Below are 15,440 nucleotides of genomic sequence, written 5' to 3'. Positions count from 1 at the left end.
ACGATCCGGCCGCGCCACCGGGGTGGTTACCGCTACTGGTTGAGGCGCTCGGCGATGACCTTGTCGGCCTCGTCACCGGCCTTCTTCGGGTCCTCGCCCTTCAGGACCTTGGTCATGTAGCCCTTGATCGGGTTGGGCTCGGTCTCGACGTTGGCCCAGCCCTCGGTGATCGGGGTGATGCGGCCGCTGCTCGCGGACTTCACCATCGCCTCGGCGAAGGAGCCGGCCTCGGGCTGGATCTGCGCGGACGGGTCGTTCGGGACGATGCCGCCCTTGACGGCGGTGCCGTAGGACTGCATGCCCTTCTTGTTGGTGGCGAGGGTCAGCCACTCCTTCGCGAGGTCCTTGTTCTGCGAACGCTCGGCGACGGCGAGGTTCGAGCCGCCGAAGAACACGGAGCCCGGCTTGTCGGCCGTCTTGCCCGGGATCGGGAAGTAGCCGAAGTCGGCCGTCTTGCCGGCCTTCTTGATGGCGTCGATCGCGCCGCCGGCCTCCCAGCCGAGACCGATCCAGGACGCCACGCCGCCCTTGGGGACGATGTCGGTGGACTGCTGCGGGGTCGCCTCGTCCTTGTCCTTCGGAGCGGTCGAGTAGGACTGCAGCTCCTTGTAGAAGTTGATGGCCGAGGCGGCCTGCGCGGTGCCGAGACCGCCCTTCCACTTGTCGCCGTCCTTGGTGGCGAGGTCGCCGCCCTCGTCCCACAGGAAGCCGGCGAAGACGTACCAGCTCTGGCCGGGCAGGTAGATCGGCTGCGACTTCGGGTCGGAGGCCTTGAGCTTCTTCAGGCCCTCGAGCCACTCGGCGCGGGTCTTCGGCGGGGTGATGCCCGCCTTCTTGAAGGCGGCCTTGTCGTAGATCACGGCGCGGTTGGCGGCCCACCACGGAGCGGCGTAGAGCTTGCCCTCCAGCTCGGCCGAGGGCTTGATGCCCTCGCTCCAGTTGGCGTAGCCGAGCTTGTCCTTGTCACCGGTGAGGTCGGCGAGACCGCCGGAGGCGGCGTAGCCCGTGGTCTGGGTGTTGCCGATCTCCAGGACGTCCGGCGGGGTGTTCTCGGAGAGCGCCGTGGTGACCTTGGTCTGGATGTCGGTCCACTGCTGCGTCTCGACCTTGACCTTGACGCCGGGGTGCGAGGCCTCGAACTCCTTGTTGACCCCGTCGATCCACTCCTTGGGAGCGGAACCGTCCATGACCCAGACGGTCAGGGTCTTGTCGCCCCCGGCCGTGCCCTTGTCGCCGTCCTTGGCCTTGTCGCTGTCGGAACCACATGCAGCGATGGAGACCATCATGCCCGCGACGCCGATCGCCGCGATGAGCTTGCGCTTCACGCCACCCTCCTCAGGGATGCCTGCAACCCCCCTGCCCACCGCGCGAAGACATACGTCGGGTAATGCTCGTGGGGCTGGGACCTGGTCTTTAATGGTTTAGACCAGTACTCGGAGCTTGGCCTAGACCTTTTTGGGTGTCAAGAGTGCGCAAGACGGGTATGGGCGTCCGTTATCGGACCGACACCTGGTCCAGACCGGCCACCACCGCAGGAATCGCGCCATCCGGCGCCCTGCCGAGGGTGCCGCGCGCACCCCGGCGGTCCGGAGGACCCCTCCCGTCCCGCCGGAGGAAGCCTCTCACCTCTCGGCCGGAATGGCCTAGACCAACGGGGGATATCACGGTGTATAAGAAGCAGGGAACGACTCCTCCTCGCCGAACCGGCACATATCGGCAGGAGAAACCGTGGAGGCACATGAAGCGTGCCACCATGTGAGCCGCGACAGACGGAGGAGCCGGTGACGGCAACAGCACAGGAGTCGGGAAGGCAGGCCATGGCCACGGACGCGGGCAGCACGGAGACAGAGAGCGGGACGCCCACCCGTACCGCGCGCGTGCCCAAGTACTACCGGCTGAAGCGGCACTTGCTCGACATGACCGAGACCCTGCCGCCCGGCACGCCCGTCCCGCCGGAGCGGACGCTCGCCGCCGAGTTCGACACCTCCCGCACCACCGTGCGCCAGGCCCTCCAGGAACTGGTCGTCGAGGGGCGCCTGGAGCGCATCCAGGGCAAGGGCACCTTCGTGGCCAAGCCCAAGGTCTCCCAGGCGCTGCAACTCACCTCGTACACCGAGGACATGCGCGCCCAGGGCCTGGAGCCCACCTCCCAGCTCCTCGACATCGGCTACGTCACCGCCGACGACACCCTCGCCGGACTGCTCGACATCTCGGCCGGCGGCCGGGTCCTGCGCATCGAGCGCCTGCGGCTCGCCAGCGGGGAGCCGATGGCGATCGAGACCACCCACCTGTCCGCGAAGCGCTTCCCGGCCCTGCGCCGCTCCCTGGTGAAGTACACCTCGCTCTACACCGCGCTCGCCGAGGTCTACGACGTGCACCTCGCCGAGGCCGAGGAGACCATCGAGACCTCCCTCGCCACCCCGCGCGAGGCCGGGCTGCTCGGCACGGACGTGGGCCTGCCGATGCTGATGCTCTCCCGCCACTCGCTGGACGCGCAGGGCGAGCCGGTGGAGTGGGTGCGGTCCGTCTACCGGGGCGACCGGTACAAGTTCGTGGCCCGCCTCCAGCGCCCCAACGACTGAGCGGCGGCGCCCCTCCCGCGCAACGGCCGCACCCCCGTCGGGTGCGGCCGTTTCGCGTTTCCGGGAATGTCGTATTCCCTCCGCACGGCGCCGCCGGCGATCGAAGAGGGCCGCTTCCGACAAAACAGATCCGTTATGCGGACGGGGGTTCCATGGAGCGGACGCGTCCCCTAGATTTCCCCAGCATTACCGAGGTGATCAGCGAGGGGACGACATCGCCATGTCAGAAGCGGCACAAGGGAAACAACCGACCGTCACCCCCCTGCGGGTGGTGATCGCGCTCTGTCTCGTCGCCCCGTTCGTGGCGATGCTCTGGGTGGGCTCCTACGCGAAGGCCGAACCCCTCTTCGCGGGCATCCCCTTCTTCTACTGGTACCAGATGCTCTGGGTGCTGGTCTCCACCCTGCTCACCATGATCGCGTACAAGCTGTGGCAGCGGGACCAGCGGTCCCGCGAGGGAGGCGACGCGCGATGAAGGACGGCGTGAACGGCGTGGCGCTCGCCGTCTTCATCTTCTTCTTCCTGGCCGTCACGGTCATGGGCTTCCTCGCCTCGCGCTGGCGCAGGGCCGAGAACGAGCACAGCCTCGACGAGTGGGGCCTCGGCGGCCGGTCCTTCGGCACCTGGGTGACCTGGTTCCTGCTCGGCGGCGACCTCTACACCGCGTACACCTTCGTCGCCGTCCCGGCGGCCATCTACGCTGCGGGCGCGGCCGGCTTCTTCGCCGTCCCGTACACGATCCTGGTCTACCCGCTGATCTTCACCTTCCTGCCGCGCCTGTGGTCGGTCTCGCACAAGCACGGGTACGTGACCACCTCCGACTTCGTCCGGGGCCGCTTCGGCTCCAAGGGCCTGTCGCTGGCCGTGGCGGTCACCGGCATCCTCGCCACCATGCCGTACATCGCGCTCCAGCTCGTCGGCATCCAGGCCGTCCTGGACGTGATGGGCGTCGGCGGCGGCGAGAACACCCACTGGTTCGTCAAGGACCTGCCGCTGCTCATCGCCTTCGGCGTCCTCGCGGCCTACACGTACTCCTCCGGCCTGCGCGCCCCCGCGCTCATCGCCTTCGTCAAGGACACCCTGATCTACATCGTCATCGCGGTGGCGATCATCTACATCCCGATCAAGCTGGGCGGCTTCGACGAGATCTTCAGCAAGGCGGGCGAGGCCTTCGCACAGACCAACCCGGCGACCGACAAGCCGCGCGGCGCGCTCGTCCCCGGCGAGGCCGGCCAGTGGACGTACGCGACGCTCGCGCTCGGCTCCGCGCTCGCGCTCTTCATGTACCCGCACTCCATCACGGCGACGCTGTCGTCCCGGAGCCGCGAGGTCATCCGCCGCAACACCACGATCCTGCCACTGTACTCGCTGATGCTGGGCCTGCTCGCGCTGCTCGGCTTCATGGCGATCGCCGCCGGGATCCAGGTGAAGAACGGCCAGCTCGCCATTCCGCAGCTCTTCGAGACCATGTTCCCGGACTGGTTCGCGGGCGTCGCGTTCGCCGCGATCGGCATCGGCGCGCTCGTCCCGGCCGCGATCATGTCGATCGCCGCGGCCAACCTCTTCACCAGGAACATCTACAAGGACTTCATCAAGCCGGACGCCACTCCGGCGCAGGAGACCAAGGTCTCCAAGATCGTCTCGCTCCTGGTGAAGGTCGGCGCGCTCGCCTTCGTCCTCACCATGGACAAGACGGTCGCGATCAACTTCCAGCTGCTCGGCGGCATCTGGATCCTCCAGACCTTCCCGGCCCTGGTGGGCGGCCTGTTCACCCGCTGGTTCCACCGCTGGGCGCTGCTCGCGGGCTGGGCCGTCGGCATGGTCTACGGCACGGTCGCCGCCTACGGCGTCGCCAGCCCGACCCAGAAGCACTTCGGCGGCTCCTCCGCCGAGATCCCGGGCATCGGCGAGATCGGCTACATCGGCCTCACCGCCTTCGTCCTCAACGTCGTGGTCACCGTGGTCCTCACCTTCGTCCTCAAGGCCCTCAAGGCCCCCGAGGGCGTCGACGAGACCTCTCCGTCGGACTACACGGCCGACGCCGGCGACCCCGGCGTCCGGGTCGAGATGGAGAAGGCCACCACGCCCACCCACTGACACCGGCAGCGCCGAAAGGGCCCGGGACCTCCACCAGGAGGCCCCGGGCCCCGGCGCGTCCCCGGTGTGCACACTTCCCCCATGGACTTCACGATCAGGGCGGTACGGCCCGAGGAGTACGAGGTGCTCGGCGAACTGACCGGGCGCACCTATCTGGACGACGGACTGCTGAAGTACGGTGCCGAGGACTCCTACCTGGCCGTGCTGCGGGACACGGAGCGGCGGGCCCGCGAGAGCGAGGTCCTCGTCGCGGAGGACACCGGGGACGCGGCGGGGCGGATCGTCGGCGGGGTGACCTTCGCCCGGGGCGGCACCCCGTGGGCCGACATCGCGGTGGCCGGCGAGGCCGAGTTCCGGATGCTCGCGGTCGCCCGGGAGGCCCGCGGCCGGGGCGTCGGGGAGGCCCTCGTACGGGCCTGTGTCGACCGGGCGCGGGCCCTCCCGGGGTGCGCCCGGATCGTGCTCTCGACGGGCGCGGAGATGATCGCGGCGCACCGGATCTACGAGCGGACGGGCTTCGTCCGCACCCCGCACCGGGACTGGGAGCCCTCCCCCGATCACTCTCTGCGCACCTACTCCCTGGAGTTCTGAGCCCAAGTCCCTTCCAGGGGGCGACACAACATGTGGGGGGTGCCATGAGCGGCGCCCCCCACATGTATGCTCGTCCTCGCTGTCGACGCAGGGGAATCCGGCGCGAATCCGGAACTGTCCCGCAACGGTGTGCTTCGTGCGGTTTCGTCCGGGGTGAGTCCGAACACCTGCCGACAGCGCACCCGGTCCTTCCGTTCCGGGTGCCACAGACGTCCGGGCCTCGCGGAGTGGGCCGGTGGACGCGGCGCGTCACGCCTGGACGCCCGCCCGTCCGCCCTCCCCCGCCGAGGCCCCGAGCCGAGCGAGGGAGAGCCCCCACGTGACCATCGCGCCCGCCGATCCGGCTTCGGCCGAGGCTTCCGCGGTCGAGAGCGACGGCCCCGGGACCGTACTGCTGCGGACCCTGACCGACCTCACCGCCGATCTCCCCGACACCGACCCCGGCAGGGTCGCCGCCGCCGCGCTCCGCGGCCGCAGCTCCGCCGCGGACGAGGCGGAGCTGCGCGAGCTGGCCACCGAGGCGGCCGCCGGCCTGATCGCCGAGGACCCGGCGTACTCCCGGCTCGCCGCCCGGCTCCTCACCGTCACCATCGCGGACGAGGCCGCCTCCCAGGGCTCGGTCGACTTCTCCTCCTCGGTCGCCGTCGGCCACCGCGAGGGCCTGATCGCCGACCGCACCGCCGAGTTCGTCGCGCTGCACGCCGACCGCCTCGACGCCACGATCGACCGCGCCGGCGACGACCGCTTCGGCTACTTCGGCCTGCGCACCCTCTACTCGCGCTACCTGCTGCGCCACCCGATCACCCGCAAGGTGATCGAGACCCCGCAGCACTTCATGCTGCGCGTCGCCTGCGGCCTGGCCGAGGACGAGAGCGTCCGCGCGCTCGACGAAGTGGCCGCGCTGTACCGCCTGATGAGCCGGCTGGACTACCTGCCGTCCTCCCCCACGCTCTTCAACTCCGGCACCCGCCACCCGCAGATGTCCTCCTGCTACCTCCTGGACTCCCCGCAGGACGAGCTGGACTCCATCTACGACCGCTACCACCAGGTCGCGCGCCTCTCGAAGCACGCGGGTGGCATCGGCCTCTCGTACTCCCGCATCCGCGCCCGCGGTTCGCTGATCCGGGGCACCAACGGGCACTCCAACGGCATCGTGCCGTTCCTGAAGACCCTGGACGCCTCCGTCGCCGCCGTGAACCAGGGCGGCCGCCGCAAGGGCGCCGCCGCCGTCTACCTGGAGACCTGGCACGCGGACATCGAGGAGTTCCTGGAGCTCCGCGACAACACGGGCGAGGACCAGCGCCGCACGCACAACCTGAACCTGGCGCACTGGATCCCGGACGAGTTCATGCGCCGCGTGAACGCCGACGCCGAGTGGTCGCTGTTCTCCCCCTCGGACGTGCCCGAGCTCGTCGACCTGTGGGGCGAGGAGTTCGACGCCGCCTACCGCAGGGCCGAGGCGGCCGGCCTGGCCCGCAAGACGATGCCGGCCCGCGACCTGTACGGCCGGATGATGCGGACCCTGGCCCAGACCGGCAACGGCTGGATGACCTTCAAGGACGCCTCGAACCGGACGGCCAACCAGACCGCCGAGCCCGGCCACACCGTCCACTCCTCCAACCTCTGCACGGAGATCCTGGAGGTCACGGACGACGGCGAGACCGCGGTCTGCAACCTGGGCTCGGTCAACCTCGGCGCGTTCGTGTCCGGTTCGGACATCGACTGGGAGCGCCTGGACGCGACCGTCCGCACGGCCGTCACCTTCCTCGACCGGGTCGTCGACATCAACTTCTACCCGACCGAGCAGGCGGGCCGCTCCAACTCCCGCTGGCGTCCGGTCGGCCTGGGCGCCATGGGCCTCCAGGACGTCTTCTTCCAGCTGAAGCTGCCCTTCGACTCCCCCGAGGCGCGGGCGCTCTCCACCCGGATCGCCGAGCGGATCATGCTCGCCGCGTACGAGGCCTCCGCCGACCTCGCCGAGCGCAACGGCCCGCTCCCCGCCTGGGAGAAGACCCGCGCCGCCCGGGGCGTGCTGCACCCCGACCACTACGACGTGGAGCTGAACTGGCCGGAGCGCTGGACGGCGCTGCGCGAGCGGATCGCCGCCGTCGGCATGCGCAACAGCCTCCTCCTCGCCATCGCGCCGACCGCGACGATCGCCTCGATCGCCGGCGTGTACGAGTGCATCGAGCCGCAGGTCTCCAACCTGTTCAAGCGCGAGACGCTGTCGGGCGAGTTCCTCCAGGTCAACTCGTACCTGGTCGACGAGCTGAAGAGGCTCGGCGTCTGGGACGCGCAGACCCGCGAGGCGCTGCGCGACGCCAACGGCTCGGTGCAGGGCTTCACCTGGGTCCCGGCCGAGGTGCGCGAGCTGTACCGCACGGCCTGGGAGATCCCGCAGCGCGGCCTGATCGACATGGCCGCCGCCCGCACCCCGTTCCTGGACCAGTCGCAGTCGCTGAACCTGTTCCTGGAGACGCCCACCATCGGCAAGCTGTCGTCGATGTACGCGTACGCCTGGAAGCAGGGCCTCAAGACGACGTACTACCTGCGCTCCCGCCCGGCCACCCGGATCGCCCGCGCCGCCCAGGCGTCGACGGCCGCCGCCGCGCCGATCCCCGTCCAGCAGGTCGCCGACCCCGACGCGGTCGCCTGCTCCCTGGAAAACCCCGAGTCCTGCGAGGCCTGCCAGTAATGAGCTCCACCGAACAGAAGAACCTGCTCGACCCGGGCTTCGAACTCACCCTCCGTCCCATGCGCTACCCGGACTTCTACGAGCGCTACCGGGACGCGATCAAGAACACCTGGACCGTCGAGGAGGTCGACCTCCACTCGGACGTCGCCGACCTCGCCAAGCTGACCCCGGCCGAGCAGCACATGATCGGCCGTCTGGTCGCGTTCTTCGCGACGGGCGACTCGATCGTCTCGAACAACCTGGTCCTGACGCTGTACAAGCACATCAACTCCCCCGAGGCGCGGCTCTACCTGAGCCGGCAGCTCTTCGAGGAGGCCGTGCACGTCCAGTTCTACCTGACGCTGCTCGACACCTACCTGCCCGACCCGGACGACCGCGCCGCCGCGTTCGACGCGGTCGAGGAGATCCCCTCCATCCGCGAGAAGGCGCAGTTCTGCTTCAAGTGGATGGACTCGGTCGAGAAGATCGAGCGCCTGGAGACGGCCGCCGACCGCCGCCGCTTCCTGCTCAACCTGATCTGCTTCGCCGCGTGCATCGAGGGCCTGTTCTTCTACGGCGCCTTCGCGTACGTGTACTGGTTCCGGTCCCGGGGCCTGCTGCACGGTCTGGCGACCGGCACCAACTGGGTCTTCCGCGACGAGACGATGCACATGAACTTCGCCTTCGAGGTCGTGGACACCGTCCGCAAGGAGGAGCCGGAGCTCTTCGACGACGCGCTCCAGCAGCAGGTCACGGACATGCTGAAGGAGGCCGTGGAGGCGGAGCTCCAGTTCGGCCGCGACCTGTGCGGCGACGGCCTGCCGGGCATGAACACCGAGTCGATGCGCGAGTACCTCCAGTGCGTCGCCGACCAGCGCCTCCAGCGCCTCGGCTTCGCCCCGGTGTACGGCTCGGAGAACCCGTTCTCCTTCATGGAGCTCCAGGGCGTCCAGGAACTGACCAACTTCTTCGAGCGCCGCCCGTCCGCCTACCAGGTGGCGGTCGAGGGCTCGGTGGACCTGGACGAGGACTTCTGAGCACGTAAGGGAAAGGGCCCCGCACTCTCCGGAGTGCGGGGCCCTTCGCCGTATGCCCCGCTCCGGCGGATCCGGCACCCGTATCGTGCGGGCACCACCACGTGCGCGAGGCGGGACGCGGCAACGGATGACATCGGGGGGTGCCGTGGCGGTTCGACCGGGGCCTGCTGTCCGGCGCGCGGGTGGATCTGGCCTCTCAGGTCCTGGTCGACTTCGAGAAAGGCACGGAGCGATGACGCCAGGCTCTGGCACGGACGATCGCATGCGGACGCGCCTCCGGGCGGGCGGTGCGGCCCTGGTGGTCGTCGCCGTGGGACTCGGAGCCCGTTCCACGGGGTCCGGGATCGTCGCCGAGCACGCGGGAGACGCGCTTTACACGGTGCTGGTCATGACCCTCGTGGTGCTCCTCGCACCCCGCGTCGAGGCAGGGGCGGCGGCAGGGACCGCGCTCGGGTTCAGCTGCGCCGTGGAGCTGTTCCAGCTGAGCGGCGTCCCGGCGGAGCTGGCCGCGCACAGCACGCTCGCGCGGCTCGTGTTCGGCACGTCGTTCAACGCGCCGGACCTGTTCTGGTACGCGGTCGGCGCGGTGTTCGGCTGGGCCGTCCACCGCGCCGTACGGGCACGAAGAGGCGCGGATCAGTCGTTCGGGACCGTCTCGTAGCGCGGGGTGCCCTCCTCCATCTGGCGCAGGGCGTCCTTGCGGTCCCGCTTGGAGAGGCGGTCGATGTAGAGGCGGCCGTAGAGGTGGTCCGTCTCGTGCTGGAGGCAGCGGGCGAAGTAGCCGGTGCCGCGCACCTTGATCGGGTTGCCCTGCGGGTCGCGGCCGTGGACCTCGGCGTAGTCCGGGCGGGCCAGCTCGGCGTAGGCGGTCGGCACGGAGAGGCAGCCCTCGTTGGACTCGTCCAGGACGCGGCGGTCCGCCGGCAGCTCCTGGAGCACCGGGTTGATCACGACGCCGGTGTGGCGGACGCCCTCGTCGTCCGGGCAGTCGTAGACGAAGACCTTGAGGTCCACGCCGATCTGGTTCGCGGCCAGGCCCACGCCCTCGGCGGCCTTCTGGCTGGCGAACATGTCGTCGATCAGCGCCGCGAGCTCGTCGTCGAACGCGGTGACGTCCTTGCACTCCTTGTGCAGCACCGGGTTGCCGACGACCGTGATCGGGCGGGCCTTGCCGCGCTCGCGGTGGGCGAGCTCGCGCGCCTCGCAGTCCTCCGTGTCCACGACGAAACCGTCGTTGATCTGCGTCTGCTCGTCCGTCTCCTGCTGCGCCATGTCCGGCCGCGCCTTCCTGAAAACCCGATTCCGTCGGAGGACAGCCTACGGGGAAGGGGCGGGCCGCTCAGCAGACCTCTTCGAGATCCCGCCACTCGCGGCTGTCCGGGCTGTCCGCCACCCAGCCGTCGAGGAGTCCGCGCACGAGCCCGGCCGGGGCCGCGATGCCGCACTCCCGCTCCGGCACCCACAGCTCGCCGGGCGAGCGGTGGCCGAGCGGCCCGGGGTGCCCCGGCTCGCTGTGGTCGTGGGGGTCGGAGTGCTCGCCCTCGCCCTCGGCGCTCGGCATCGTCGACTCGGAGCAGGCGCGGCAGAGCAGCCGCACGGAGGACGACCAGTCCTCGGCGGCGAAGCCCGCCTCGGCGGCGAGCTGCTCCAGGGCGTCCCGGTCGGCCTCGGTCGCGGCCTCCAGGAGGACCACCCAGGTGGGGACGGGCGAGGGGGCCCACAGCTCGATCTCGTCGAAGACCGGGTAGGAGGGCCCGGCGGTGGTGGTGCGCTCGCCGTTCGGCACGCCGTCGTGGAGGACGACCTCGCCCCAGCGGCGCCCGGAGGACGGCAGCGGGATGGAGAGCACCTCTATCCGTGCCGGGTCGAGCCGGCGGCCCCACACGACCTCGGCCTCGCCCTCGGGCGAGAGCCGGACGGCGGCGCTGCCCAGCTCCATGCCGACGGGCTCGCCCGTGCCGGAGGCGGCCCCGGGCACCCGCAGCCCGTACGCCTGCCAGGCGCGGCGGGCCAGCGGCCAGTCCTGGAGCGCGGTGGCGGCGATGCCGACGTTCCACCAGTCGGGAGCGCCGGTCTCCTTGTCGAGCAGGGCGACCGCGCGCAGTCCGGCGGCCCGGGCCTGCTCCCAGTCGTGGCGGAACTTGTGCAGCAGCGCCAGGTTGAACCAGGACTCGGAGAGCCAGGGCTCCAGGTCCGCCGCGCGCGTGAGGAGCGCGCCCGCGTCCTCGTACCGGCCGTCGCCGATCAGCGTGAACGCGCGGTCGGTGGCCTGCCGCCACGAGGCGGAGGGCCGATGCCGTACCTTCCCGAAGATCTTCACGATTCCCGCCTGCCGGTCGCTTCACCCTCTTGTTCGCATCCAACCATGCCCGGTCGGACACGCGCTCATTACCCATGGGTTACCCAGGGACGACCGGGGTCATCCCGGAGGCCCCGCCCCGGGCCAGGACCCTGGCCAGGGACTCGACGACGTCCGGGTGGTGGTCGCGGGCGGTGCCGAGCCGGAGCCTCTCCAGGGCGTCGAGCGCCGCGCCCGCACCCCCTCCTGCCCCGGTTCCCGGTCCGGTACTCGTCAGGTCGTCGTAGGCGTTCACGGTCCGGACGATCCGGGCGGGCAGCGGCTGCTCGCGGTACGGCTCGGCCTGCCGCTCGACGATCACGGCGACGGCCGGCGGGACCCCGGTCCTGCGGACGACCGCGCCGCCCAGGAGGGCGATCCGGCGCTGGTCCTCGGCGGGCAGGAGGGCGGTGGCGCCGCCCTCCACCGGGTCGACGAGGGAGAGTTGGCCGATGTCGTGCATGAGCGCCGCGTGTTCGAGGACGGTCAGTTCGTTCCCGGAGAGGCCCAGCTCGCGTCCGACGGCCGTGCTGAGGGCGGCGACCCGGCGGGCGTGGCCGGGCGGGGTGCAGCCGGCGACCTCGGTCGCCCGGGCGAGGGAGGCGATGGTCTGCCGGTTGACGGTCCGCACGGCCTCGTAGCGCCGGTGGGAGACCTGGGTGAGCAGGAGCGGGACGGCGAGCACGGGCAGGGCCCACGGTCCGGCGGCGGCGACGCCGAGGGCCATGACGGCGCCGGTGGCGCAGACGGCGGAGCCGATGCCGAGAAGGGCGCGCAGCTCGTCGCGGAGGAGGGGGCCGTAGGGGAATCCCGTACGGGCGCGGAGCAGGAGGGCGGCGAGCACGGCGTCGCACAGGGCGGTGAGGAGGAGCAGGAGCCCGAGGGAGAGGACGTACGGCGGGCCCTCGCCGAGGTGGCGGACGACCGCGCCGGAGGGACGGAGGGGCTGGAAGCAGAGCGCGGCGAAGCCGATGGTGAGGACGCGGCGGGCGAGGTGGTCGGGGCCCGGGCCCCGGCCCCGGACGAGGTGGGGGGCGGCCCCGGCGAGGCCCGCGGCGGTGGCGACGGCGACGGTCTGGAGGACGCCGTGGGTGGCGGGGCTCCCGGCGCTCTCGCCGAGCAGGGCGTACGCCAGGGCCCCGGCGGCGGCGAGCGGCGCGGGCTCCCGCTCGCCGGGAGCGCCCCGGCGGACCAGTGCGCCGAGGGCGACGAGGGCGCCGAAGGCGAGGGCGGTGCCGGGCCGGTCGATCCCGTGCCGGAGTGTGGAGCCGAGGGCGGTGAGACCGAGCAGCAGGGCGGCCGTGCGGACGGCGCCGACGGTGAGGACGCCGGGCCTCACGCGCGCTCCCCGGACGGGGTGGAGGACGGGGTGGACGCGCCCCGGGCCTTGGGCACGTTCCCGCCGGGCGGGGGCTCGTCGGCGGTGACGGCGGGCCGCCAGCCGTGCCGGTCCAGGGCCCGGACGAGGGCGCCGACCATCCGGGGGTCGAAGTGGGTGCCGGCGCACCGCTCCAGTTCGGCGACGGCGACCGGGACCGGCCGGGCGCGGCTGTAGGAGCGGTTGGAGGTCATGGCGTCGAAGGCGTCGGCGACGGCGACCATCCGGGCGAACTCGGGGATCTGCTCGCCGCGCAGCCCGTAGGGGTAGCCGCTGCCATCCATGCGCTCGTGGTGGTGGAGGATCGCGGTCCGCGCCTCGCCGAGGAAGCCGATGCCCCGGACGATCTCGTGCCCGTACTCGGGGTGCAGCTCGATGACCCGGCGCTCCTCGGGGGTGAGGGGCCCGTCCTTGCGGAGCACCCGGGTGGGCACGCCCAGCTTGCCGACGTCGTGCAGGATGCCGGCGAAGCGGACGGCGTCGAGCCGGTCCTCGGGCATGCCGAGTTCGCGGGCGATGAGGACGGAGGCGTGGCCGACGCGCTCGCTGTGGCCGCGGGTGTAGCGGTCCTTGATGTCGACGGCCTGGACGAGGGCGCGGATGGTGGCCTGGTGGGCGGCGCGCTCGCGGTGGTACTGGGCGAAGGCCCAGCAGGAGACGTACATGGGCAGGAGCACGAAGAGCCCCGCGGCCGGTCCGTGGCTGCCGCGCCACAGGACGCCCATCATCAGCCCGGCGAGGCCGTGCACGAGGTGCGGGGCGAGCGCCCGGCCGAGGAGCCCGCGCCAGGCGGCCCGCGGGGACACCCCGTCGGCGGTGGCGCGGATGCCGCCGTCGAGGGCGGTGAGGACCAGGCAGAAGGCGAGGGCGGCGGCGCCGGCGGGCAGCAGCGCGTACGGGAGGTCGGGGGCGGTGCCGCCGCGCCCGAGGGCGGCCGGGCCGCCCAGGGCTCCGGCGGTGTGGGCGGCGGCCCAGACGGCGAGGGCCGTGGCGGCGGCCCGCCAGGCGCGGCGCGGTCCGGCCGGGGGTTCCCCGACGCGGGCGAGGAGGCTGCCGGGCACGGCGGTGAGCGCGGCGGCGGCGGGCGGCAGGAGCAGCGCGGCGGCGAGGAGCACGGGGAAGAAGGAGCCGGTGTCCACGGGGACGGAGCCGCCGGGCGCGCGGCCCGGGAGACGGCGGCGGGCGGGCAGCTCGCAGAGCGCGTACAGGGCGGCGAGGAGCGCGGTCGTTCCCCAGGGCGCGCCGGGGCGCGACAGCGCGGGCAGGACGCACGCGCCGGCGGCGAGCAGGGCGGAGCCGATGTACACGCGGGCCGCCGGGGGGACGACCTTCACACCCGTCATCCCCGTCACGCTAGCGAGTCGGGCGGCCCGCGACGGCGCGCCGGGAGCGATTAGCACCTTCGAGTGATACAACCCGACTTACGCCGGAGGCCGCCGCGAACGCGTCGCGGCGGCCTCCGTTCCGGTCGGTGCGGGAGGGGTGCGTCACCCCCGGGGGGTGCGTCACCCCCGGGAGGTGGTGCGTCATCCCCGCGCGTGCCGTTCCCGCGCGTGCTACTCCTGCGGGGCGGGCGTCGCGGGCGCGTTCGCCGTGACGTCCTGCTCGGGCGTCGGCAGGCCGGACCGGATCAGCTCGATCCGGCCCATGACCTTGGCCCTCAGGTCGGTGGGGACGTCGTCACTGCCGCAGCAGCGCTTGACGAGCTTCTTCACGGCCTGCTCCAGGCCGTACTTCTCCAGGCACGGGGAGCACTCCTCGAAGTGCACCTCGAACTTGGTGCAGTCGCTGTCGGGCATCTCGTTGTCGAGGAACTCGTAGAGGTGGTCCAGGACCTCCGAGCAGTCCGTCTCGTGCGGCTCTCCGCAGCTCATGAGCCCGAGCCTTTCAGATCGTTCGACGACTCTCCGGCGCCCGCGGGAACGAGCCCGCGGTCGCGGGCGTAGTCCTCGAGCATGCCGCGCAGCTGGCGGCGGCCCCGGTGCAGCCGGGACATCACCGTACCGATGGGCGTCCCCATGATGTCCGCGATCTCCTTGTACGCAAAGCCCTCGACGTCGGCGAGGTAGACGGCGATGCGGAACTCCTCGGGGATCGCCTGCAGCGCTTCCTTCACGTCGGAGTCGGGAAGGTGGTCGAGGGCCTGGGACTCGGCGGAGCGCAGGCCGGTCGACATGTGCGACTCGGCGCGGGCGAGCTGCCAGTCCTCGATCTCCTCGGCGGCGCTGCGCTGGGGTTCGCGCTGCTTCTTGCGGTACGAGTTGATGAAGGTGTTCGTGAGGATGCGGTACAGCCACGCCTTGAGGTTGGTGCCCTCGCGGAACTGGTGGAAGGACCCGTACGCCTTGGCGTAGGTCTCCTGCACCAGGTCCTCCGCGTCCGCGGGGTTGCGCGTCATGCGGAGGGCGGCCGAGTACATCTGGTCGAGGTAGCCGAGGGCGTCCCGCTCGAAGCGCGCGTTGCGCTCCTCGGTCGTCTCCTCGGGGCCGTCGTCGGTCCCTGTGTCGGTCCCAGTGACCGGACCCACCTCCTCCAGCGCGGCGGCGAGCCCGGGGGCGGACCCGCTCGTTTCGGAGGATAGACGAGGAACCGCTCCGCCCGCCGCCCGAATCGGGGTGCCCTTGGGCGCGGGCAGCACCGTCCAGTCGAGGTCAGCGCCCTGCGCGCGCTCCGGGCAGATGGTCGAACCCATGCGACGGACTTCCTCTCCCTGCTCTTCCCTGGCTGTCGTACGACGTACCGA

14 protein-coding genes and 1 riboswitch are annotated in these 15,440 nt (G+C 71.6%); of the genes, 7 read left to right on the top strand and 7 right to left on the bottom strand.

The window, feature by feature from the left end; translation table 11 throughout:
• Window positions 1-32: 32 nt before the first annotated feature.
• Window positions 33-1,325 (bottom strand): extracellular solute-binding protein, encoded by a 1,293-nt coding sequence (locus ACIQKA_RS13780; protein WP_383157982.1) that lies wholly within the window; start codon window positions 1,323-1,325, stop codon window positions 33-35.
• Window positions 1,326-1,817: 492 nt separating this feature from the next.
• Here ACIQKA_RS13780 and ACIQKA_RS13775 point away from each other — a divergent pair, with 492 nt between their 5' ends.
• The 7 genes from ACIQKA_RS13775 (at window position 1,818) to ACIQKA_RS13745 (ending at window position 9,642) form a co-directional block, all read left to right on the top strand.
• Window positions 1,818-2,582, top strand: a complete 765-nt coding sequence (locus ACIQKA_RS13775) for a GntR family transcriptional regulator (RefSeq protein WP_383157985.1) — start codon at window positions 1,818-1,820, stop codon at window positions 2,580-2,582.
• Between the two features lie 220 nt (window positions 2,583-2,802).
• Window positions 2,803-3,057 (top strand): DUF3311 domain-containing protein, encoded by a 255-nt coding sequence (locus tag ACIQKA_RS13770; RefSeq protein WP_366371790.1) that lies wholly within the window; start codon window positions 2,803-2,805, stop codon window positions 3,055-3,057.
• A complete protein-coding gene (mctP, locus tag ACIQKA_RS13765; protein ID WP_383157987.1) occupies window positions 3,054-4,679 on the top strand; it encodes a monocarboxylate uptake permease MctP in 1,626 nt (541 codons plus the stop codon). Before ACIQKA_RS13770 ends, mctP begins: the two co-directional genes overlap by 4 nt.
• A gap of 81 nt (window positions 4,680-4,760) precedes the next feature.
• Entirely contained in the window at window positions 4,761-5,270 is a 510-nt protein-coding gene (locus tag ACIQKA_RS13760) for a GNAT family N-acetyltransferase (protein ID WP_383443905.1), read from the top strand.
• 49 nt (window positions 5,271-5,319) lie between these two features.
• A riboswitch (cobalamin riboswitch) is annotated at window positions 5,320-5,460 on the top strand.
• A 129-nt stretch (window positions 5,461-5,589) separates the two neighbouring features.
• Window positions 5,590-7,965, top strand: a complete 2,376-nt coding sequence (locus ACIQKA_RS13755) for a ribonucleoside-diphosphate reductase subunit alpha (protein WP_402540999.1) — start codon at window positions 5,590-5,592, stop codon at window positions 7,963-7,965.
• Window positions 7,965-8,981, top strand: coding sequence for a ribonucleotide-diphosphate reductase subunit beta (locus ACIQKA_RS13750; protein ID WP_121829624.1), 1,017 nt, complete (start codon window positions 7,965-7,967; stop codon window positions 8,979-8,981). The genes ACIQKA_RS13755 and ACIQKA_RS13750 overlap by 1 nt, the downstream gene beginning before the upstream one ends.
• Before the next feature lie 262 nt (window positions 8,982-9,243).
• Window positions 9,244-9,642, top strand: a complete 399-nt coding sequence (locus ACIQKA_RS13745; protein WP_391093254.1) for a DUF2809 domain-containing protein — start codon at window positions 9,244-9,246, stop codon at window positions 9,640-9,642.
• Here ACIQKA_RS13745 and def read toward each other — a convergent pair.
• The 6 genes from def to ACIQKA_RS13715 form a co-directional block, all read right to left on the bottom strand.
• Entirely contained in the window at window positions 9,618-10,253 is a 636-nt protein-coding gene (gene def / locus ACIQKA_RS13740) for a peptide deformylase (RefSeq protein ID WP_376247226.1), read from the bottom strand. The two genes, ACIQKA_RS13745 and def, sit on opposite strands and share 25 nt — an antisense overlap.
• Window positions 10,254-10,320: 67 nt before the next feature.
• The gene (locus tag ACIQKA_RS13735) at window positions 10,321-11,301 is read right to left on the bottom strand and encodes a hypothetical protein (RefSeq protein WP_104860402.1); all 981 of its coding nucleotides are present in this window, start codon (window positions 11,299-11,301) and stop codon (window positions 10,321-10,323) included.
• Between the two features lie 79 nt (window positions 11,302-11,380).
• The gene (locus ACIQKA_RS13730) at window positions 11,381-12,658 is read right to left on the bottom strand and encodes an HD-GYP domain-containing protein (protein ID WP_402540998.1); all 1,278 of its coding nucleotides are present in this window, start codon (window positions 12,656-12,658) and stop codon (window positions 11,381-11,383) included.
• Window positions 12,655-14,031, bottom strand: a complete 1,377-nt coding sequence (locus tag ACIQKA_RS13725) for an HD-GYP domain-containing protein (RefSeq protein WP_402541267.1) — start codon at window positions 14,029-14,031, stop codon at window positions 12,655-12,657. The genes ACIQKA_RS13730 and ACIQKA_RS13725 overlap by 4 nt, the downstream gene beginning before the upstream one ends.
• A gap of 222 nt (window positions 14,032-14,253) precedes the next feature.
• Window positions 14,254-14,571 carry a mycothiol system anti-sigma-R factor gene (gene rsrA / locus ACIQKA_RS13720; protein WP_383158000.1) on the bottom strand — a complete coding sequence of 106 codons (318 nt, stop codon included), beginning with the start codon at window positions 14,569-14,571 and terminating at the stop codon, window positions 14,254-14,256.
• The gene (locus ACIQKA_RS13715; protein ID WP_030207302.1) at window positions 14,568-15,224 is read right to left on the bottom strand and encodes a sigma-70 family RNA polymerase sigma factor; all 657 of its coding nucleotides are present in this window, start codon (window positions 15,222-15,224) and stop codon (window positions 14,568-14,570) included. Before ACIQKA_RS13715 ends, rsrA begins: the two co-directional genes overlap by 4 nt.
• Window positions 15,225-15,440 lie beyond the last annotated feature (216 nt).

The sequence above is a fragment of the Streptomyces sp. NPDC092045 genome (genome assembly GCF_044756005.1).
Lineage (GTDB): Bacteria > Actinomycetota > Actinomycetes > Streptomycetales > Streptomycetaceae > Streptomyces.
The sequence above is the reverse complement of the archived record's forward strand: the minus strand, read 5'-3'. Positions and strand labels throughout refer to the sequence as shown.

What these genes read in the sequence shown, in the direction of transcription:
- ACIQKA_RS13745 (WP_391093254.1), top strand. Translation starts at nt 9,244, where the DNA reads ATGCGGACGCGCCTCCGGGCGGGCGGTGCGGCCCTGGTGGTCGTCGCC.
- ACIQKA_RS13770 (WP_366371790.1), top strand. Translation starts at nt 2,803, where the DNA reads ATGTCAGAAGCGGCACAAGGGAAACAACCGACCGTCACCCCCCTGCGG.
- ACIQKA_RS13775 (WP_383157985.1), top strand. Translation starts at nt 1,818, where the DNA reads ATGGCCACGGACGCGGGCAGCACGGAGACAGAGAGCGGGACGCCCACC.
- ACIQKA_RS13750 (WP_121829624.1), top strand. Translation starts at nt 7,965, where the DNA reads ATGAGCTCCACCGAACAGAAGAACCTGCTCGACCCGGGCTTCGAACTC.
- rsrA (WP_383158000.1), bottom strand. Translation starts at nt 14,571, where the DNA reads ATGAGCTGCGGAGAGCCGCACGAGACGGACTGCTCGGAGGTCCTGGAC.
- mctP (WP_383157987.1), top strand. Translation starts at nt 3,054, where the DNA reads ATGAAGGACGGCGTGAACGGCGTGGCGCTCGCCGTCTTCATCTTCTTC.
- def (WP_376247226.1), bottom strand. Translation starts at nt 10,253, where the DNA reads ATGGCGCAGCAGGAGACGGACGAGCAGACGCAGATCAACGACGGTTTC.
- ACIQKA_RS13760 (WP_383443905.1), top strand. Translation starts at nt 4,761, where the DNA reads ATGGACTTCACGATCAGGGCGGTACGGCCCGAGGAGTACGAGGTGCTC.